This is a genomic window from Pseudomonas sp. WC1 (genome assembly GCF_050586565.1).
GTDB lineage: Bacteria > Pseudomonadota > Gammaproteobacteria > Pseudomonadales > Pseudomonadaceae > Aquipseudomonas.
On sequence record NZ_JBOBDQ010000053.1, the window covers coordinates 22870 to 42109 of the forward strand.

18 protein-coding genes are annotated in these 19240 nt (G+C 65.4%); 11 read left to right on the forward strand and 7 right to left on the reverse strand.

All coding sequences use genetic code 11. From position 1 onward, the window contains the following. Window positions 1-202: 202 nt before the first annotated feature. Window positions 203-3049 (reverse strand): RNA polymerase-associated protein RapA, encoded by a 2847-nt coding sequence (rapA, locus tag ACQ4OD_RS20750; RefSeq protein WP_430944853.1) that lies wholly within the window; start codon window positions 3047-3049, stop codon window positions 203-205. Window positions 3050-3173: 124 nt separating this feature from the next. Between rapA and ACQ4OD_RS20755 the strand changes: the two genes are divergently transcribed. The 7 genes from ACQ4OD_RS20755 (at window position 3174) to ACQ4OD_RS20785 (ending at window position 8014) form a co-directional block, all read left to right on the forward strand. Next, window positions 3174-3866 carry a M949_RS01915 family surface polysaccharide biosynthesis protein gene (locus ACQ4OD_RS20755; protein WP_139669342.1) on the forward strand — a complete coding sequence of 231 codons (693 nt, stop codon included), beginning with the start codon at window positions 3174-3176 and terminating at the stop codon, window positions 3864-3866. Window positions 3867-3978: 112 nt separating this feature from the next. Further along, the gene (locus ACQ4OD_RS20760) at window positions 3979-4305 is read left to right on the forward strand and encodes an aspartate-semialdehyde dehydrogenase (RefSeq protein WP_198755480.1); all 327 of its coding nucleotides are present in this window, start codon (window positions 3979-3981) and stop codon (window positions 4303-4305) included. Between the two features lie 59 nt (window positions 4306-4364). Continuing rightward, window positions 4365-4526 (forward strand): hypothetical protein, encoded by a 162-nt coding sequence (locus ACQ4OD_RS20765; protein ID WP_173862462.1) that lies wholly within the window; start codon window positions 4365-4367, stop codon window positions 4524-4526. 135 nt (window positions 4527-4661) lie between these two features. Next, on the forward strand, window positions 4662-4778 hold the full coding sequence (gene ccoM, locus ACQ4OD_RS20770; protein WP_023629476.1) for a cytochrome c oxidase subunit CcoM: 117 nt from the start codon (window positions 4662-4664) through the stop codon (window positions 4776-4778). A 182-nt stretch (window positions 4779-4960) separates the two neighbouring features. Continuing rightward, window positions 4961-6949, forward strand: coding sequence for an FUSC family protein (locus tag ACQ4OD_RS20775; RefSeq protein WP_198755481.1), 1989 nt, complete (start codon window positions 4961-4963; stop codon window positions 6947-6949). Next, the gene (locus tag ACQ4OD_RS20780; protein WP_430944854.1) at window positions 6936-7142 is read left to right on the forward strand and encodes a DUF1656 domain-containing protein; all 207 of its coding nucleotides are present in this window, start codon (window positions 6936-6938) and stop codon (window positions 7140-7142) included. Before ACQ4OD_RS20775 ends, ACQ4OD_RS20780 begins: the two co-directional genes overlap by 14 nt. Window positions 7143-7153: 11 nt before the next feature. Beyond that, window positions 7154-8014: an efflux RND transporter periplasmic adaptor subunit gene (locus ACQ4OD_RS20785; protein WP_046854497.1), complete on the forward strand. Its 861-nt coding sequence runs from the start codon at window positions 7154-7156 to the stop codon at window positions 8012-8014. A 109-nt stretch (window positions 8015-8123) separates the two neighbouring features. Here the strand turns inward: ACQ4OD_RS20785 and ACQ4OD_RS20790 are convergent, their stop codons facing one another. Beyond that, window positions 8124-8852, reverse strand: coding sequence for an SDR family oxidoreductase (locus ACQ4OD_RS20790; RefSeq protein ID WP_198755482.1), 729 nt, complete (start codon window positions 8850-8852; stop codon window positions 8124-8126). Window positions 8853-8953: 101 nt separating this feature from the next. Here ACQ4OD_RS20790 and ACQ4OD_RS20795 point away from each other — a divergent pair, with 101 nt between their 5' ends. After that, complete coding sequence (locus ACQ4OD_RS20795) at window positions 8954-9733, forward strand: LysR family transcriptional regulator (RefSeq protein ID WP_102684694.1); 780 nt, start codon at window positions 8954-8956, stop codon at window positions 9731-9733. A gap of 21 nt (window positions 9734-9754) precedes the next feature. Here ACQ4OD_RS20795 and ACQ4OD_RS20800 read toward each other — a convergent pair whose 3' ends face one another. After that, window positions 9755-10513 (reverse strand): SDR family NAD(P)-dependent oxidoreductase, encoded by a 759-nt coding sequence (locus ACQ4OD_RS20800; RefSeq protein WP_430944855.1) that lies wholly within the window; start codon window positions 10511-10513, stop codon window positions 9755-9757. Window positions 10514-10626: 113 nt separating this feature from the next. Here ACQ4OD_RS20800 and ACQ4OD_RS20805 point away from each other — a divergent pair, with 113 nt between their 5' ends. Continuing rightward, window positions 10627-11544: a LysR family transcriptional regulator gene (locus ACQ4OD_RS20805; protein WP_430944856.1), complete on the forward strand. Its 918-nt coding sequence runs from the start codon at window positions 10627-10629 to the stop codon at window positions 11542-11544. On the opposite strand, the gene ACQ4OD_RS20810 is transcribed toward ACQ4OD_RS20805, so the two are convergent. Further along, complete coding sequence (locus tag ACQ4OD_RS20810; RefSeq protein ID WP_430944857.1) at window positions 11483-12697, reverse strand: GAF domain-containing sensor histidine kinase; 1215 nt, start codon at window positions 12695-12697, stop codon at window positions 11483-11485. The genes ACQ4OD_RS20805 and ACQ4OD_RS20810 overlap by 62 nt on opposite strands. A gap of 183 nt (window positions 12698-12880) precedes the next feature. Between ACQ4OD_RS20810 and ACQ4OD_RS20815 the strand changes: the two genes are divergently transcribed. After that, a complete protein-coding gene (locus ACQ4OD_RS20815) occupies window positions 12881-13201 on the forward strand; it encodes a DUF2025 family protein (RefSeq protein ID WP_102684698.1) in 321 nt (106 codons plus the stop codon). Between the two features lie 17 nt (window positions 13202-13218). On the opposite strand, the gene ACQ4OD_RS20820 is transcribed toward ACQ4OD_RS20815, so the two are convergent. Together ACQ4OD_RS20820 and ACQ4OD_RS20825 are read right to left on the reverse strand one after the other, a co-directional pair. Next, entirely contained in the window at window positions 13219-15801 is a 2583-nt protein-coding gene (locus ACQ4OD_RS20820) for a bifunctional diguanylate cyclase/phosphodiesterase (protein WP_198755485.1), read from the reverse strand. Window positions 15802-15853: 52 nt separating this feature from the next. Continuing rightward, entirely contained in the window at window positions 15854-16930 is a 1077-nt protein-coding gene (locus ACQ4OD_RS20825; RefSeq protein ID WP_430944858.1) for a diguanylate cyclase, read from the reverse strand. 125 nt (window positions 16931-17055) lie between these two features. On the opposite strand from ACQ4OD_RS20825, the gene ACQ4OD_RS20830 reads away from it, so the two are divergent. After that, entirely contained in the window at window positions 17056-18150 is a 1095-nt protein-coding gene (locus ACQ4OD_RS20830; RefSeq protein ID WP_430944859.1) for an MBL fold metallo-hydrolase, read from the forward strand. On the opposite strand, the gene ACQ4OD_RS20835 is transcribed toward ACQ4OD_RS20830, so the two are convergent. Further along, window positions 18147-19022, reverse strand: coding sequence for a formate/nitrite transporter family protein (locus ACQ4OD_RS20835; RefSeq protein WP_102684702.1), 876 nt, complete (start codon window positions 19020-19022; stop codon window positions 18147-18149). The genes ACQ4OD_RS20830 and ACQ4OD_RS20835 overlap by 4 nt on opposite strands. Window positions 19023-19240: the final 218 nt, after the last annotated feature.

Below are 19240 nucleotides of genomic sequence, written 5' to 3' on the forward strand. Positions count from 1 at the left end.
TTCCTGCTGGAGTATAGGAACCTGTACCTAAGCCTTCCTGATTAATGGCAATTTGATTTCTACCATTTGGATATGAAAGCAATAGCCAGATGGTCTAAATGGATGGCTTGCAGGACGAAACGAGCGCGGGGCAAGCCCGCTCCCACCAATTCCGAGCCGGAATTGTGGGAGCGAGCTTGCCCCGCGATGGCCTCTATGGCGATCAACCGGCGACGAGCACCCGGATCGCCTCGAGGCGCAGTGCCGCTTTTTCCAGCGCCGCCAAACCCTCTTCGCGCTGCTTGCGCAGGGCGTCGATCTCGCTGTCGCGCACGCTCGGGTTGACGGCCTTCAACGCGGTCAGGCGCGCCAGCTCCTCGTCGGCTTCGGCGGTCAGGCGCTGCCGGGCCTGGGCCACGCGCTCGTCGTGGGTTGGCAGGACCTTGGCCTCGCCTGCGGCGATGCGCTTGGCCAGCACGTCGCGCTGGGCCTGGACGAACTTGTTGGCGCTGGCCTTGGGCACGCTTTCGAGCTGGTCGTTGAGGGTTTCGAAGGCCACCCGCGGGCCAAGGTCGTTGCCGTTGGTATCGAGCAGGCAGCGCAGCGCGGCCGGTGGCAGGTAGCGCCCCAGCTGCAGGCTGCGCGGTGCCACCACTTCGCTGACGTAGAGCAGTTCGAGCAGCACGGTGCCGGGCTTGAGCGCCTTGTTCTTGATCAGCGCCACGGCGGTGTTGCCCATCGAGCCGGACAGCACCAGGTCCATGCCACCCTGGACCATCGGGTGCTCCCAGGTGAGGAACTGCATGTCTTCGCGCGACAGCGCCTGGCCACGGTCGTAGGTGATGGTCACGCCTTCGTCGTCACCCAGCGGGAAGCTGGCGTCGAGCATCTTCTCGCTCGGCTTGAGGATCAGGGCATTTTCCGAGTGGTCCTCGCTGTCGATACCGAAGGCGTCGAACAGGGTTTCCATGTAGATCGGCAGGGCGAACTGGTCGTCCTGCTCGAGGATTGCCTCGACCAGCGCCTGGCCTTCGCCGGCGCCACCGGAGTTGAGTTCCAGCAGGCGGTCGCGACCGGTGTGCAGCTCGGCCTCCAGGCGCTCGCGCTCGGCTCGGGCCTCGCCGACCAGCTGGGTCCAGCCCTTGTCGTCGCCACCGGCCAGCAGTTGCAGCAGGCGCGGGCCGAACTGATGCTGCAGGGCGTTGCCGGTCGGGCAGGTGTTGAGGAAGGCGTTGAGGCCTTCGTGGTACCACTGGAACAGGCGTTCCTGCGGGCTGTCCTGCAGGTACGGGATGTGCAGTTGGATCGTGTGCTTCTGGCCGATCCGGTCGAGGCGGCCAATGCGTTGCTCGAGCAGGTCCGGGTGTGCCGGCAGGTCGAACATCACCAGGTGATGGGCGAACTGGAAGTTGCGGCCTTCGCTGCCGATCTCGGAACACACCAGCACCTGGGCGCCGAACTCTTCGTCGGCGAAGTAGGCGGCGGCGCGGTCACGCTCGAGGATGCTCATGCCTTCGTGGAACACCGAGGCCGGGATGCCGGAGCGCACGCGCAGGGCGTCTTCCAGGTCCATGGCGGTCTCGGCGTGGGCGCAGATCACCAGGACCTTGGTGCGCTTGAGCATCTTCAGGGTGTCGATCAGCCAGTCGACCCGAGGGTCGAAACGCCACCAGCGCTCGTCGTCGCCGGTTTCGCCCTGGGCCTGGAAGGCCACTTCCGGGTACAGCTCGGCGCGCTCGCCCGAAGGCAGGTCGGCGTAGGCCTCGGGGTTGGCCAGCGGGTAGGGGTGCAGCTGGCGTTCGGGGAAGCCCTGGATTGCCGCCCGGGTGTTGCGGAACAGCACGCGGCCGGTGCCGTGGCGGTCGAGCAGTTCGCGGATCAGGCGCGCGCTGGCCTGGCTGTCGCCGTCGCTGACCGCGGCCAGCAGCGCTTCGCCTTCGGCGCCGAGGAAGCCCTGGATGGTGGCGTGGGCTTTCGGCGACAGGCGACCCTCGTCGAGCAGCTCCTGTACGGCTTCGGCCACCGGGCGATAGTGCTCGCTTTCGGCGCGGAAGGCAGCCAGGTCGTGGAAGCGGTTGGGGTCGAGCAGGCGCAGGCGGGCGAAGTGGCTGTCCTGGCCGAGCTGTTCAGGTGTGGCGGTGAGCAGCAGCACGCCGGGAATCACCTGGGCCAGCTGCTCGACCAGCGAGTATTCGGGGCTGGCCTGCTCTTCGTGCCAGACCAGGTGGTGGGCCTCGTCGACCACCATCAGGTCCCAGCCGGCGGCGAACAGCGCGTCCTGGGCCTTCTCGTCCTCGACCAGCCACTCCAGCGCGACCAGCGCCAGTTGGGCATCTTCGAACGGGTTGCTGGCGTCGCTTTCGATGAAGCGCTCGGCGTCGAACAGTGCAACCTGCAGGTTGAAGCGCCGGCGCATTTCCACCAGCCACTGGTGCTGGAGGTTTTCCGGCACCAGGATCAGTACACGGTTGGCACGCCCGGACAGCACTTGGCGGTGGATGACCAGGCCGGCCTCGATGGTCTTGCCCAGGCCAACTTCGTCGGCCAGCAATACGCGCGGGGCGATGCGATCGGCGACTTCACGGGCGATGTGCAACTGGTGGGCGATGGGTTGGGCGCGCACGCCACCCAGGCCCCAGAGCGTGGAGAGCATCTGCTTGCTGGTGTGCTGCAGGGTGTTGTAGCGCAGCGAGAACCACGACAGCGGGTCGATCTGTCCGGCGAACAGGCGGTCGCTGGCCAGGCGGAACTGGATGAAGTTGGACAGCTGCGTCTCGGGCAGCGTGCGTGGCTGGTTCTGCGGGTCGATGCCGTGATAGACCATCAGGCCGTCGATGTCCTCGACCTCCTGCACGGTCAGCTTCCAGCCTTCGAAATGGGTGATCAGATCGCCTGGCGAGAAGCGCACGCGGGTCAGCGGCGCATTGCGTAGCGAGTACTGGCGCGTGTCGCCCGTGGCCGGGTAGAGCACGGTCAGCAGGCGGCCATCCTGCGCCAGGATGGTCCCAAGACCGAGCTCGGCCTCGCTGTCGCTGATCCAGCGTTGCCCCGGTTGATACTGCTGCGCCATACTGCCAAAACTCCCGCGGTGAAAAAGCTGGCCATGTTACCGGATCGGCTGCGCCAGACCAAAGAATCTCAGTGAGTCTAGCGTGTTCATCGACGAACACCCGTCACGAGGGCCATGCGCCAACATGTTTGCCAAGCACCGCTGGTTGAACGTCACCTTGGGCCTGGGCAGCCTGGCGCTGCTGGCCGCCTGTGAACAGAAAAGCTTCGAGATCCTGCCGCCGATCCCGGTCGAGCAACTGGAAGTGCTCGGCGTGCAGACGCCGATCAAGAGCGTGCATTTCCATGACCGCGAGGGCGAGGGCCTGCTGGTGCTGAGCCGGGTCGACGGCCAGGCCACCGACCCTGATACCGAGGAGGAAGTCGACAAGGTGGTGCTCAAGGCCACCCTGTATGGCCGCGCCGCCAGTGCCGATGTCTTCAAGGCGCGCTGGCAGATCGAGCAGGAGACCACCTGCGCCGGCCTGGACCTGGACGTCGACTTCTACACCGATGTCAGTGATGTCGGCGACCTGAACAAGGACGGTGTCGCTGAAGTGACAGTGGCCAGCCATGCCTTCTGCGGTGGCGGTATCGACCCCCACGACATCGCCATCGAGATGCGTGAAGGCCAGGCGATCTACACCATCACCGGCCAGTCGCTGATCAGCCCGCCAGGTGAAGACCCGTTCGGCGGCGAGCGCGAAGACAGCGCCTCGTTGAAGAACGCCCCGCCAGGGGTGCGCGAACATATGGATGCGGTCTGGCAGCAGGTCTACAAGCGGCCATGGAGCGAGTCGAGCCCTTCACCCGACGATCCGGACGAAGACGCCGAGTAGGCCCGCGCTATACTCCAGCGCAATGCGGCGTTGTGACACGCCGCACACCTTCGACCGCAGGCATTCAAGGCGGCGCGCCATCAGCCGACAACAAGGCTACAGGAGACCTCCCATGCTGCCGCCGATCATCCCGCTCAGTGCCGCCCCCGTGACCTCGCAACACGACCCGGTCAAACCGCCGCCGACCATTCCACCGGTGGTGCCCACGCAGCCGACCTCCAGTGATGGCACCATCGACCTGAAGAATCATCGTGATCCCGAAGAGCAGGCCTTGCTGTTGCGTGACGAGCAACGCCGCCAGCAAAAAAGGCGCAAGCAGGCTGAGGGCGATCGTTACGAGGCGGTTCCGGGCGAGGAACTCAATGCCGACAACACCGTGCCGGTGGCGCCGCTGGGCGAGCGCACGCGCCAGGGGCTGCTGGTGGATATCGAAGTCTGACTAGTCAGCGCCCAGGCAAGCCTTCATCATTAAGGCCTCTGCTGTCCGTCGAGCCCACCATGAGCCAAGACAAACTGATCGACTTCGGCGCCGAACGCGCCAAACGTATCCACGACCTCAATGACAAGCGCCTGGACGACATGCGCCAGGCCTTCGAGCAGGCCTTGCCGCTGGGGCAGGGCAAGAAGAAAAAGCCCAAGGGCAAATCGAAGAAGCGCTGAAACTTGATGCAGGTCAAACCTGCACCCGCCTCCCGCGCCCGGCCCCGGGCGCCATTGACTCCGGTCAATTTTCCCCCTCCTCGCATTGGTTACCTTGCACCCATCGGATGACGGCACATCAAGGGAGGAGCCGACATGTTCTTCGACAACGTGGTTATCGCCGGGGTGGTAACAGTCGGGTTGATGTTGGCCTTCTTCGCCGGTCTGGGCATTTTCATCTGGAAGGACTCGAAAAAGCGCAACCAGCGCTGATCCTTCCCGATACACGAGCACGCAAGGCATTTAGGGCGACTTCGGTCGCCCATTTTTTTGCCTGCGAAAATCTGCCTGCGATTACTTAGATGATTAGCTAGCTAATTAATCGTTTCCGCTTTATCCTTCTTCCCGTTGTCTATCTTTCTTCCTATTACCCCAGCGCGCCCAAGGTCCGTTTCGTGCCCATCACCTTCCAGGCTCTGTTTGCCCCCAGCAGCCTCGCCCTCAAGTTCGCCATCAAGACCTTGCTTGGTGGCGGCCTGGCGTTGTGGCTGGCGATGCGCTGGGGCCTGGAGCAACCGTCATGGGCGCTGATGACTGCCTTCATCGTCGCCCAGCCGTTGTCGGGGATGGTGGTGCAGAAGGGCCTGGCGCGGTTGGCCGGCACCCTGGTCGGCACTTGCATGTCGGTGGTGTTCATCGGCCTGTTCGCCCAGACCCCGTGGCTGTTCCTGCTGACCCTGGCCTTGTGGCTGGCCCTGTGCACCGCCGCCTCGACCCAGTTGCGCAGTGCCTGGGCCTACGCGTTCGTGCTGGCCGGCTACACCGTGGCGATCATCGCCCTGCCGGCGGTCGACCACCCGTTGCAGGTCTTCGACCAGGCCGTGGCGCGCTGCACCGAGATCTGCCTGGGCATCGTCTGCGCCACCGTCACCAGCGCGCTGCTCTGGCCCATGCGCGTGGAGCAGCAACTGGCCGACCAAGCCCGCCAGGCCTGGCAGAATGGCCTGCAGGCGGCCAACGCCATGCTTGGCGGCGAAGACGAGGCACGCGGCGGTCTGCTCGACAGCCTCGGGCGCATCGTCGCCATCGATGCCCAGCGCGAACATGCCTGGTTCGAAGGCAGTCGTGGCCGCCAGCGCGCCCGGGCGATCAGCGGCCTGAGCCAGACACTGATGGTGCTTTTGCGCATCTCACGCTCAGTGCGCAGGCAGTGGCGCCAGCTTGACGAGGGTGAAGCCAGGCATCTGGCGCCATGGCTGGACGAGGTTCGCGCTCACCTGGCCAGCACCGAGCAGCCCAGCTTGCTGGTGTTGCGCCAGCGTGTCTGGGACGCCGCCCACGACGAGCGGATCAGCCCCGCCGAGCATTACTGTCTGGCGCGCCTGACCTTGCTGCTGGACTACACGATGGCTTGCGCCCAGGCCCTCGACGACGTCGAGCAGGGGCGGGCGCCGAGGCAGGCGACGCAGAGCCTGGCAACCCATCGCGACTTGTCCCTTGCCCTGTTGTTCGGTTCGCGCAGCGCCCTGGCCTTCCTGGCCATGAGCAGTTTCTGGCTGGCCACGGCCTGGCCATCGGCGCCAGGCGGCCTGGTGCTCACCTGTGTGGTCTGCAGCCTGTTCGCCAGCCGCGAGAATGGCGCGCAGATCGGCCTGAGTTTCCTGCGCGGCATCCTCCTGGCCATCCCGGTGGCGTTCCTGGTGGGGCAGATCCTGCTGCCGCAATGGAGCAGCTTCGCCATGCTCTGCCTGGGCATGGGTGTGCCGTTGTTCTTTGGCGCCCTGGGCATGGCCCACCCGCGTACCGGGGCGACCGCCACGTCCTATTGCCTGCACTTCATCGTCCTGGTCGCGCCGCTCAATGCCATGCATTTCGATGTGGCGACCATGCTCAACAGCGCCCAGGCCATGCTGCTGGGCGTGGGCGCCGCGGTAATGGCGTTCCGCTTGCTGGTGCTGCGTCACCCGGCCTGGCTTGGCCGGCGCCTGCGCGCCGCCACGCAAGGCGATCTGGTGCGCCTGACCCGGCGCGACCTGCGCGGCGCCGACAGCTGGTTTGGCGGGCGCATGGCCGACCGCCTGATGCAACTGGCGCGGCATGCCAGCGAATTGCCCGAGGCCGAGCGCAAGCGCTGGGACGACGGCCTGCACGGCCTGGATATCGGTGACGAACTGGTGCACCTGCGCATGTGCCTGGCCGTGGCCAAGGCGCCGCTGGGTAATGCCGAGCGCCAGTACCTGCAGCAGTTGCAGGCGGTCCTTGCCAGCGGCCCGGCGCCGGGGCGTGGCCAGCGCCTGGACGCTGCCAGTGAACAGTTCATCGAGGCCCTGCGCCGCCAGCCGCCCAGCGACCCGCTGCGCCTGGCCATCGGCGCGGTGCTGCAATTGCGCAAGAGCTGGGGCAAGTGGTGCCGCTGGCAGGAGGAAACCCATGGGGTTGCGTGAGTGGGCACTGGGCGGCGTGCTGCTCAGCCCGTTTCTGATCTATGTGCTGCTGGCGCTGGTGCTCACCGGGCTGTTGCGTTTCATCGTGCAGGCCACCCCCCTGGGGCGATGGATCTGGCACGAGGCTTTGTTCGACGCTGCGCTGTTCGTCTGTGTGCTGTATGGGGTGGTGCGCCTGTTAGGCCCTTTGTAAGGAGTAAGTCCATGCGTACAGTCGTACGTACCCTGGTCACCCTGTGTGTGGTGATCCTTGCTGTTTTTGCTGGCTATCAACTGTGGCAGTACTACATGCTCACGCCTTGGACCCGGGATGCCCGGGTGCGTGCCGACGTGGTGGTGATCGCCCCAGACGTGTCGGGCTGGGTCAGCGCGTTGAAGGTGCATGACAACCAGCAGGTGAAGGCCGGCGACCTGCTGATGAGCATCGACCGCGAACGCTTCCAGGCCGCCTTCGACCAGGCCACCGCCGTGGTCGAGACGCGTACCCAGCAGTTGCGCCTGCGCGAGCGCGAGGCCGCCCGGCGCACCGCGCTGGGGCCGGAGGCGATCAGTGCCGAACTGCGCGAGAACGCCCAGATCAACGCCGCTGTCGCCCGTGGCGAACTGCACGAGGCCGAGGCTCAGTTGCAAGTGGCGAAGATCAACCTGGCCCGCAGCGAAGTACGCGCCCCGCGGGGCGGGCATATCACCAATCTGCGGCTGGCCGAGGGCAATTTCGTCAACACCGGGCAGTCGGTGATGGCGCTGGTGGACGATGCCACTTTCTATATCCAGGCGTATTTCGAAGAAACCAAGCTGCCGCGGATTCGCGTCGGTGACCCGGTCAAGGTCTGGCTCATGGGCGCCGGCGACGCGATGCAAGGGCAGGTAGAAAGCATCAGCCGGGGGATCACCGACCGCAACTCGACGCCGGATGGGCAGTTGCTGCCAGAGGTGGAGCCGACGTTCAACTGGGTGCGGCTGGCGCAGCGCATACCCGTGCGCATCCGCCTGGACCAGGTGCCGGAGGGCGTGACCCTGAGCGCCGGCATGACCGCCAGCGTGCAGGTGCACGAAGCGCCTTGAAGGGGCAGGCCAGCTCCCCCTGGGATTGCACATGACTTGAAGCCGGCGCGGTCGGTGTGGGAGCCGCCTGGCCGGCGAAAGGGGCGTATGGCGCCCCCAGTACTCAGCCTCAAGGCTGCTGGGCGGTCGCTGCCAGCACGATCTCGCGAATGCATACCTGCTGCGGCTGCTGGTAGGCCCAGACGATTGCCCCGGCGACATCTTCCGCCGACAGCACCACGCCGCCCATGTCATTGGCCTTCCAGGCCTCGTAGTCGCGCTTGATGCCCGCGTCGGTGGTATGCCCGAGCAGCTCGGTCTCCACTGCGCCCGGCGCGATGGTCACCACCCGCACATTGTGCGGCGCCAGCTCCTCGCGCAGGTTTTCCGACAACCCGTGCACGGCGAACTTGCTGCCTACGTAGGCCACATGGTTGGGGAAGGTCTTGCGTCCGGCCACCGAGCTGACGTTGATCAGGGTGCCATGGCGCCGCTCGACCATCCCGCCGACCAACGCGTGCACGCCGTTGAGCAGGCCTTTGACGTTGATGTCGAACATGCGCTCCCATTGTTCCGGGTCCTGTTCGTGCATTTGCCCCAGCAGCATCACCCCGGCATTGTTCACCAAGGCATCGGCGGGCCCGTACACGGCTTCGGCCTCGGTCACGGCGGCGACCAGTGCTGCGCGGTCGCGGATGTCCACGGCGCGGCACAGGCAATCGGGCAACGCCAGCGCCTCCAGGCGATCCAGGCGGCGGGCGACCAGCAACAGCGGATGGCCCGCGGCGGAAAAGCGTTGGGCGGTGGCGGCGCCTATGCCGGAGCTGGCGCCGGTGATGATGATCAGGGGTTTGTTCATGGTTGCCTCCCAGGCATAATCGCTTTCGATGGCCAGGATTCTAGATAGCCCTTTCGGCCATGAAAAACGGCTTATTTCTCTGGCTGGCATCGGTTCTATCTATGGATATCCGTCATCTCAAGGCATTTATCGCGGTCTTCGAAGCGCGCAACATCACGGTAGCCGCCCAGCGCCTGTGCGTGGCGCAACCCACCTTGTCGGTGACCATCCGCCAGTTGGAGGACGACCTGGGCGCCGAGCTGTTCCTGCGTCAGGCCCGTGGGGTCGAAGTCAGCGAGCAGGCGCGTGAGCTGTATCCCCAGGCCTGCCGCATGGTGGCCGAGGCCGACGCGCTGCGCCTGCGCTTTCGCCAGGGGCAGGAGCGGGTGCCTTTGGCCCTGGGCATCGAGGCGGACATCGCGCCGGCCCAGGTCGAGGCTTGCGTGCGCCTGGCCAGCCAGGCGGTTGCGGGCCTGCAATTGACCTTGCTGGCGGGGTGCGACGGGGATGCGCGGCTGGCCGACGAGGCCCAGCGCTGCGAGGACGAACTGTTCCTGCCGTTGTGGGAGGAGGCCTTCGTGCTGGTAATGGCGACCGGCAGCCAGCCGGACGGGCGCTGGATCACCTGTCCGCAGCATCCTTCGCACCAGCGCCTGATGGGGTTGTACGGCGAAGGCGAGCAGGTTGGCCAGGCCGGTTCGTTGCAACTGGCGCTGGCCATGGTCGCCGCCGGGCTGGGCGCGGCATGGTTGCCGCAGTCCCTGGCCGAGCGCTGTCCCGGGGTCTACTGGCGGCCCGGCAGCGGCCTGGCACTGCGGCGCCGGGTCGGCCTGTGCATCACCCATGAGGCTTTGTCACTTCCTGCCGTCGCTGCGCTGCACCAGGCCTTGAACCGAGCTTGAGCGCATTGCGCAGCGTGCTCCTCAGAGGAACATACCCCCCGACACCTCCAGCCGCTGCCCGTTGATCCAGCCATTGCCATCTTCCAGCAACAAGGCGATGGCCGCGCCGATATCGTCGGGCAGGCCGACCCGGCCCAGTGCGGTATTGCCGGCGATGTAGTCATTGACCTGCTGGTTGTCACGCACCACGCCCCCGCCGAAATCGGTCTCGATGGCGCCCGGCGCGAGAATGTTCACACGGATGCCGCGCGCGCCCAGCTCCTTGGCCTGGTAGCGGGTCAGTACTTCCATGGCGCCCTTCATGGCCGCATAGGCGGCATAGCCGGGCAGGGCGAAGCGGGTCAGGCCGGTGGAGATGTTGACGATGCGCCCGCCATCGGCCAGCAGCGGCAGAAGGCGCTGGGTAAGGAAGAACGGGCCTTTGAGCTGGATGTTCAGCAACTGGTCGAACTGCGCCTCGCTGGTCTCGCTGAATGGCACGTTCAGGCCGATGCCGGCGTTGTTTACAAGGAAGTCCAGCTGATGGCGCCCGAACTGCTGTTCAAGCGTGTCGCCCAGGCGTTCGGCGAAGCCTGCGAAGCTGGCGCTGTCGCTGACATCCAATTGTAACATGGCGGCGCGCACGCCGGCCTGCTCCAGCGTGGCCGCCACGGCGCGGGCTTCGTCGGCCTTGCTATGGTAGGTGCCGATGATGTCGATGCCACGGGCGGCCAGGTGTTCGGCGGTGTTCCTGCCCAGGCCGCGGCTGGCGCCGGTGATCAGTGCGATCTTGCGAGTCATGTCGGTTACCTTTGGTGGGTGGCTGTGGCTGACAGGTTATTGGTCGGACAGGTGCTGTTAAATCCAGGAGATCCGGAAATACTGTTCGCGCCAATTGGACAATTAGGGGCCGTATGAACAAGTTGGAGCTGCTGCGTACCTTTGTCAGGGTCAGCGAGCTGAGCAGTTTCACCCTGGCCGGCGAAAGCCTGGGCCTGCCGCGCTCGACCGTTTCCGAACAGGTGCGGGCGCTGGAAAGCCTGCTCGGCACGCGCCTGCTCAACCGCACCACGCGCCGGGTGCGCACGACCCAGGACGGCGCCTTGCTGTACGAGCGCAGCAAGGACCTGTTGTCGGGCATGGACGAGATCGAGAGCCTGTTCAGCGCCGACGACGCCGAGCTGGCCGGGCGTCTGCGCATCGACCTGCCGACCATGATGGCGCGGCGGGTCATCGTGCCGGCGCTGCCGCGTTTTCTCGAGCGTTTCCCGCGCCTGGATGTAGAGATCAGCTGCACCGACCGCCAGGTCGACCTGTTGCGCGAAGGCTTCGATTGCGTGATGCGCATCGGCGCGCTCAGCGACCTTGACGTGGTGGCGCGCCCGGTCGGGCGCCTGAGCATGCGCAATTGCGCCAGCCCCGCCTATCTCGAACGCCACGGTGTGCCGCGCCGCCTGGAGGACCTGGATAGCCACCGGCTGGTCCACTACGTGCGCAACCTCGGCGCGCGCAGTGCCGGGTTTGAATACGAGCAGGGCGGCGAACTGCGCTTCCAGGCCATGGCCGGCGTGGTCACGGTGAACAACGCCGAGGCCTATTCCGCCGCCTGCCTGGCTGGGCTAGGCCTGATCCAGGTGCCGGCGGTAGGTGTCGATGAACACCTGCGCGCGGGTGAACTGGTGTCGCTGCTCGAGCCCTGGCAGGCGCGGGCCATGCCGGTGTCGCTGTTGTATGCGCGGCAGCGCCATGTGCCGCGCCGGGTCCAGGCGTTCATGAACTGGCTGGCGGTGCTTCTGGAGTCCCAGGTCGATCCTTCGGTAGGCGAAAACTGAACAGGGTGCCGCCCTCGGCACTGGAGGTCACCTCCATGTGGCCGCCGTGGGCGAGGGCGATCTGCTTGGCAATGTACAGCCCCAGGCCCAGGCCGGGCTGGGGCGCGCCAGAGATCGGCCGGCTGAAAGGTTCGAACAGCAAGGGCAGGGTTTGCGGGGCGATCGGCGTGCCCTGGTTGTGCACGCTCAGGTCGAACGTACTGTCGCTGAGGCTGGCGCGCACGGTCACCGGGCCTTGTGGGTCGCCATGAAGGAGGGCATTGGCGATCAGGTTGGACAACAGTTGCATGATTCGCTCGCGGTCACACAGCAGGCCGCCGACCTGGCCAATGTCGAGGATGATGCGCCGCTGCGGGTGGACACGCTGCAGCTCGGAGGCCACATGGCCGAGGGCGTCCGGCAGATCGTGGCAGGGTTGCAGGTTCAAGGGGATCCCGGCACCAAGGCGGCCACGGGCGAAATCCAGCATGTCGCGCACCAGCTCGGTGGCCCGCTGGCCACAGGTGAGGATATGCAGGGCGATGGCCCGCTGCTTGTCGTGCGTCAGGCGCTGGCTGAGCAGTTCGGCACCGGCGGTGATGGCGAACAGCGGGTTGCGCAGGTCGTGGCCGAGCACGGCAATGAATTGCTCGCGGACCTCGGCCATGGCCCGCTCTTTGTGCAGGGCGAGCTCGGTGCGCTGGGCGTTTTCCTCGCTTTCGATCTGAATGGCCAGCAGGCGAGCGAACGATTCCATCATTGGCTGTATCGCCGTGCCCTTGAGCGGCGTTGGCTTGGCGTCCAGGGCGCAGATGGTACCGAAGAAGCTGCCGTCGGTACGTAGCACCGGAACTGAAATGTAGCTTTCGAAGCGGTACTGGCGCGGGGCGTGGTGACGGCAGTACTGCTCGTCCTCGCTGGCCTTGTCGATCACGATGGTACGGCGTGTGCTGCGGATTTCGTGGCACAGTGTGGTGGCGACCTCGAGTTCGCCGCCAACCTCGAGGCCGAATCCCAGGGTGTCGAGCACCGCGCAGGCCGTCCAGTTGCTCTCGGTCACCCGGGCCACGGCGGCAAAGCGCAGGCCAGTGGTCTCGCAGATGACCTGGAGGATGGCCGGCACGGCGTTGATGCGACCAATAATGGCAATGTCGGCGGTGACGGCCTGGGTCATGAGGGGCGGATCCGATAACAACGAAGGGGCTCGAAAATCCAGTCTAGCGGGCCTTGGCGCGAGGGGCGAAAAACCTTGGCGGACGGTCTGGCACTTGGGTTAGGCTGGCACTTGCGCGTTGCCCGCGAGAGGCGACCGCCCCCTCTGCGTGCGTCACTTCCGAATTCTTTGCGAGGTTACGCCATGGCCATCACATCCCAGGACATCTGCATCGCCGCCGACCAGCTCAAGGGCTTCGTCGGCTTTCACGGCAAGCGCGGCACCCATATCGTGCGGTTTTCAGAGGACGCGTTCGGCATGGACGTGGCCGACGACAGCATCACCCCCTGCAGCGAGTTCGTCTGGCGGCCCGAGGCCGATGCGCGCATGGCGCTGTGCCGGGAGCGCCTGGCGTTGCTGCTGGAGCAGCATGTGGACGATCGCTTGAACATCGGCGAGCCCTTGCGCATCTACCTCAACCGTACCGACCTGCCCGAAATCGTGGCTGAGCGCAGCCTGCGCTGAATCCCGTGGCAGCGCGTTCAGGACGCATCCTGGCGAACTTCCCGGTTCGCCAGCAGCGCCTCGAACCCTGCCCGGTCCACGGGCTTGCTCAGGTAGTAGCCCTGCACCTCGTGGCACTGCTCCTTGTCCAGCGCCTTCAATTGCTGCTCGGTCTCCACGCCCTCGGCGGTCACCGTCAGCCCCATGGCCTTGCCCAGGTTGATGATCGCCTGGACCACGGCTCGGTCGTTGCCGCTCTGGCTGCTCAACCCGGCGATGAAGCGCTTGTCGATCTTGATGCTGTCGAAGGGGTAGGTACGCAGGTAGCCCAGTGACGAGTAGCCGGTGCCGAAGTCATCCATGTTCAGGCGCACGCCCAGTTCCTTGAGCGCGAGCATGGTGCCCAGGGCGCCTTCGATGTCGTTGAGCATCACGTTCTCGGTGATTTCCAGCTCCAGGCGCTGGGCCGGGAAGCCGGTGTCCAGCAACACCTGGCGCACATCGGCGACCACATCGCTGCGGGAGAATTGCGCAGGCGACAGGTTGACCGAGACCAGCAACTCTTCGGGCCAGTCACGGGCATTGCGGCAGGCTTCTTCGAGTACCCAGCGACCCAGCGGGACGATCAGGTCGCTCTGTTCGGCCAGTGGGATGAAGGTGTCTGGCCCTATCAGCCCTTCTTGCGGATGCTCCCAGCGCAACAGGGCTTCCACCGAGACGATGCGCAGGTCGTCCAGGCGATAGCGTGGCTGGTAGTGCAGCACGAACTCGTGCTGCTTGATCGCCCGGCGCAGGTCGTTTTCCAGTTGGCGACGGTACTGGATCTGCTGGTTCATCTCCAGCGAGAAGTAGCGCCAGGTGTTCTTGCCGTCGGCCTTGGCCTGGTACAGGGCGATGTCGGCGCAGCGGATCAGTTCGCCGGCATCGTAACCCTGGGCCCGGGTCTGGGCGATGCCGATGCTGGCGCCGATGTGCAACTGGTGTTCCTCGAAGCCAATGGGCTGCTGCAAAAGGTCGAGCAGGCGCGCGCAAAAACGGTCGATTTCACTGCGGTTGTCCAGACCGTGCAAGACCAGGACGAACTCGTCGCCGCCCAGGCGAGCGACCAGGTCATTGTCGCGGGTGGTGTCGCGCAGACGGCCGGCCACCTCCTGCAGTACTGCGTCGCCGGCCGGATGGCCGAGGGAATCGTTGATCGGCTTGAAACTGTCCAGGTCCAGCAGCAGCAGGGTCAACGGTGGTGAATCGCTGCCGCGCAACAACGCCTGCTCGAGGTGGCGCGACAGTTTGTTGCGGTTGGCGAGGCCCGTCAGGGCATCGTGCATCGACAAGTGCTGGATGCGGGCATGGGCGGCGACCTCGTCGGTGATGTCGCTGGCGGTGCCGCGAAAGCCGGCGAGCTTGCCCTCGTAGACGATCGAGCGCGCCGAAACGCGGCAGTAGCGGTTCTGGCCGCTGGCGTCATCGTAGTTGCAGCGCAGGTTGGCCAGTTGCTGCGGGTTGTCGTCGGCCTGGCTGTCGAGCCACGGCAGCAGGGGCGTGGTGTCGCAGGCCAGCAACTGGTTGAGCGGCTGGCCGAGCCAGTCCTCGATGCGGTAGCCGGTCACGCTGACGAAGCGCTGCGACAGGTAGGTCAGGCGGTGATGGCGGTCGGTTTCCCAGATCCAGTCGGAGGCGGCTTCGGCCACTGCGCGAAAGCGCTGCTCGCTGGCTTCCAGGGCGCGGTTGCTCTGCTGCAATCGCAGCAGGCTTTCATCTATTGCCCGGGAACTGCGCAGGGCGTGGCGGAACAGGTAGAGCAGCACCAGGCCAAGTACCAGCAGTACTGCCAGCAGCGGCGGCAGGAAGGCATGAAGCAGTTGGCGGCCCGGCAACGGTGTGTTCCAGACCAGGTGATAACCGGTTTCGCCGAGGGCGATATGCGGTTGCCCGGCCTGGGCAACAGCGTTTTTCTCCAGGCGCATGCCGGTCAAACCCGCGCCTTTGCCCAGCACTGCGAGCTTGGCTTCGGTCAGCTGGTCGACGAACACCATCACCGGCGCCTGTTTTACATCAGCCTCGGTCACTTCCTTGTCCGGGCGTACTGCCGCGGCGCTGAGTACTGCGGGCCAGCCGTTGAAACGTACGAAATGGGTTACCTGCTCGCGGGCCGGGGCCGCCCTGCGCGCCGCGGCGATGATCGCTGCCAGGGGGCTGTCGATATGGGCGCTAGCCGGCGAATCGGTGGGTTTGCCCTTGAACAGGGCGTAGGTGGTGCGGCCATCCTCGACCACGAACACGCCTTCGTAGCCGCTGGCGCTGTACAGCGACTCACCGACGTTCTTCTCGTCATACGCCCACTGCCAGTCGACCTTGCCTACCAGATGTTCGTAGGCGACGTCCCAGACGGCGTAGCTGGAGAGGAACTGACGCGAGGCCACCAGCCGCTGCTCCAGCGCCTGGGTGGCCTGGAAGGTGCTTTGCTCCAGCGCCTGGCGGTCCAGCGTGGCGGCGATGTTGAACAGCGCCACCAGGGTGAACACGCAAGCGAGCCCGAACAGCGCGCAGAAACCGCCGACCAGGCGGCGCACCTGCAGGCGCGAGGTGGGGCTGGAGGGTGAAAGGTCGACGTTCCTGTCCATGTACGGGCGACTCCTTCAACTGCTGTCTTGCGCCCGAGGCCTGGGCGAAGGTTCAGTCAGGATAGGCCAGCCTGAGCGTGGCGGCCTCGCCGCGAGCGAAATTGACCTGGTCGCGACCCTGGCGCTTGGCGGCATACAGGGCCTTGTCGGCCTGTTCCAGCCAATGCTCGGGCGAGGCGAGGTCGGGTCGAAAGTCCGCCAGGCCGATGCTCAGGCTGATGCGCAAGCCCGGCAAGTGCGGGTTGCGGTAGGCGGCCACGCGTTCGCGCAGGCGCTCCATGGCCTGGCAGGCCTGGGCTTCGTGGGTGCCGGGGAGGATCACGCAGAACTCGTCGCCGCCATAGCGCCCGGCCAGGTCGTCCTCGCGCAGGGTGCGCTTGAGCTCCTGGCTGAGCTGGCGCAATACGCAGTCGCCGACCACATGGCCGTAGGTATCATTGATGGTCTTGAAGTGGTCGATGTCGATCAGCGCGATGACCGCTGGCAGCCGCTGCTGCTGGCAGATCTGGAACTTGAGCAGCAGCAGGTCTTTCCACGAGCCATGGTTGAGCAGTCCGGTGAGGCTGTCGGTACGGCTCAGGGCGCTGAGGCGGCGCTTGTGTTCGGTCAGCTTGATCGCCAACTGGTAGCACACCCAGCCCAGGGCCAGGGGGTAGAGGGTCAGCATCGGCAGGCAGGCGAGGACCTGCAACTGCGTGGCCTGTGTCTGTAGGCCGGTGCCGAGCAGCGTGGTGGCCAAGAGCATGCCGCACAGCTGCGCCAACAGGCCGCGCAGCAGCACGCGTTTGCCACCGGCGGCGACGTTGTTCATGGTCATCATCGACAGGATGGTGACGCTGGGTAGCGGGTTGAAGTGGATAGCTGCGGCCCAGAAACCGCCCATCAGCGAATCCAGCAGGATGTTGCGCTGCTCGGCCTGGTACGGGGAGGCCGAGCGCAGGGCCCACTGGTAGGCCACGTGTGGCCAGGCCAGGCCATTGAACAGCAGCAGGGCCCAGGCCCAGGGCGGTGGGGTCAGCGGGGCGATGGCAGCCATCACGCTGAACAGGCCGATTCCCAGGCCGATGATGCGCGGCAGGTAGATGCGCCTGACGAAAGAGAGCCCCTTGCCGCTGCGATTGTCGATCATGGTTGTCGTTCTTCTGTGGAGCGCCGTTTATCGCATAAGTAATGTGAATATTGTTCAACAATCGTTCATCGGCGAAAAATGACCTTACAAGCCATTTCACGGTTGATCCGACCCTGTGGAGTAATATGAAGGCTTTCCTCTTTTGCGGAGTGCTGTTGCTCATGGTCTCCATGGCTACCCCCGCCGGCGAGCCGGCTCCGTATCGGGACGGGCGCTTTCACAACCAGGTCGAACTGCCCAAGGACGGCGTGCTCAAGAAGTTGCGCATCGGCGTCAAGTACCTGCTGCTGCGCAAGCCACCAAAGACCCGGCCAGACGCAGCGCTCAGCCTGCAGCCGATGACGCGCCAGCAGGTGGCTGACGCACCGGATCACAGCTTGTGGCGCCTCGGCCATTCCACTGTGCTGCTCAAGTTGCGCGGGCGCTTCTTCATTACCGACCCGGTGTTCGCCGAGCGCGCCTCGCCGGTGCAGTGGGCCGGGCCGTTGCGCTTCCATGCGCCGCCGCTGGCGCTGGGCGACCTGCCGCCACTGACCGCGGTGATTCTCTCCCACGACCATTTCGACCATCTGGATGAGCAGGCCATCCGCCAGCTGGCACCGCGCACCGAGCATTTCCTCGCGCCGTTGGGCGTGGGGGACCTGCTCGTCGAGTGGGGCGTGCCGCCGGCCAAGGTGCGGCAACTGGACTGGTGGCAGGAAACCGAAGTCGAAGGCGTGCGCTTCGTCGCCACGCCTGCCCAGCACTTTTCCGGGCGCGGGCTGTTCGACAGCAACCGCAGGCTCTGGGCGTCCTGGGTGATGATCGACGAAGGGCTGCGGCTATTCTTCAGCGGCGATACGGGCTATTTCGACGGTTTCCGTGAAATCGGCGAGCAGTATGGGCCGTTCGACCTGACCCTGATGGAGACTGGCGCCTATAACGTTGCCTGGCCCAATGTGCACATGCAGCCGGAACAGACCCTGCAGGCGCATCTGGACTTGCAAGGCCGCTGGTTGTTGCCGATTCATAACGGCACCTTCGACCTGTCCATCCACGGTTGGCAGGAGTCCTTCGAGCGTATCCTGGCCCTGACCAACGCCGCCCAGGTGCAATTGAGCACGCCGCAGATGGGCGAGCGGGTCAGCCTCGACTCGCCGCACCCCGGGCAGAACTGGTGGCGGCCACGGCCATTGCCGCAGCGGGGCAGGGGAGCCGAGCGGGCGGTTGCGGCGCGCTAGTCCTTTTTCGGCTTTTCATCCTTGAGCAATTGCGAGGGGGGCTTGCCGCTGTCGCTGCGAACCTGGGCGTGGCTGATCAGGGCAAAAATGAAGCTGCCGCCGATGATGTTGCCCGCCAGGGTGGGTAGTGCGAAGTCCAGCCAGAACGCCTGCCAGGTTTCATCGCCGGCCCAGACAAGGTACGACACTTCCACCGAGCCCACGACAATGTGGGTGAAGTCGCCCAGGGCCATCAGGTAGGTGATCACCAGGATGATCCAGATCTTGGCGTGCTCCATGGAGGGGATCATCCAGACCATGGTGGCGATCATCCACCCGGAGACGATGCCTTTGGCGAACATCTGGCTGATGTCGTTGGTCATCACCTTGCGGCCCACCTCAAGGAAGGCGATGTCGGTCTTGCTGTCGAAGATTGGCAGTTCGAGCATCACCCAGGCCACCAGCAGCGTGCCGGCCAGGTTGCCGAGCAGCACCACGCTCCACAGGCGCAACAGCCGGCCGAGGTTGCTCAGGGTGGGCGCGGTCATAACTGGTAGCACGGCGGTCAGGGTGTTCTCGGTGAACAGTTGCTGGCGGGCCAGGATCACTGCCAGGAACCCCGCGCTGTAGCCCAGGCTGGCGATCACCTGGGCGCTGTCGCCTTCCGGCAGGCGGGCATAGAACAGCCCCATGGCCATCAATGACAGGCCCATGGTCAGGCCTGCCGCCAGTGCCGACCACCACAAGGCGGCGAGGGTGCGCTCCAGTTCCTGGTCACCCTGGTAGCGGATGATCTCGTGCAACACTGCCGCCCGCGGCGGCTGGTTGTGGCTGACTTCCTGCTCTTCGTCCGCCGACAGCCCCGGGGTCTTCTCATTCTGTGCATCGCTCATGGCAAAGCCGCTCCGCTTGCGTGTTTCTCTACAGAGCGGCAACCGTGGCGAATAGTTGCCGACGTGCCGCTGGATGGTGATCGAAAGTTTTTTCAGATCAAGGTGTTGACTCTGAAATCAAACCGCGTATTATTCGCCTCCTCGCAGCGTTGAACGCCACGAGGCAAGCGGTAAGTTGTTGAGGTAGAAGGTGTTTTGCAAAAAGCGACTTCTGAAAA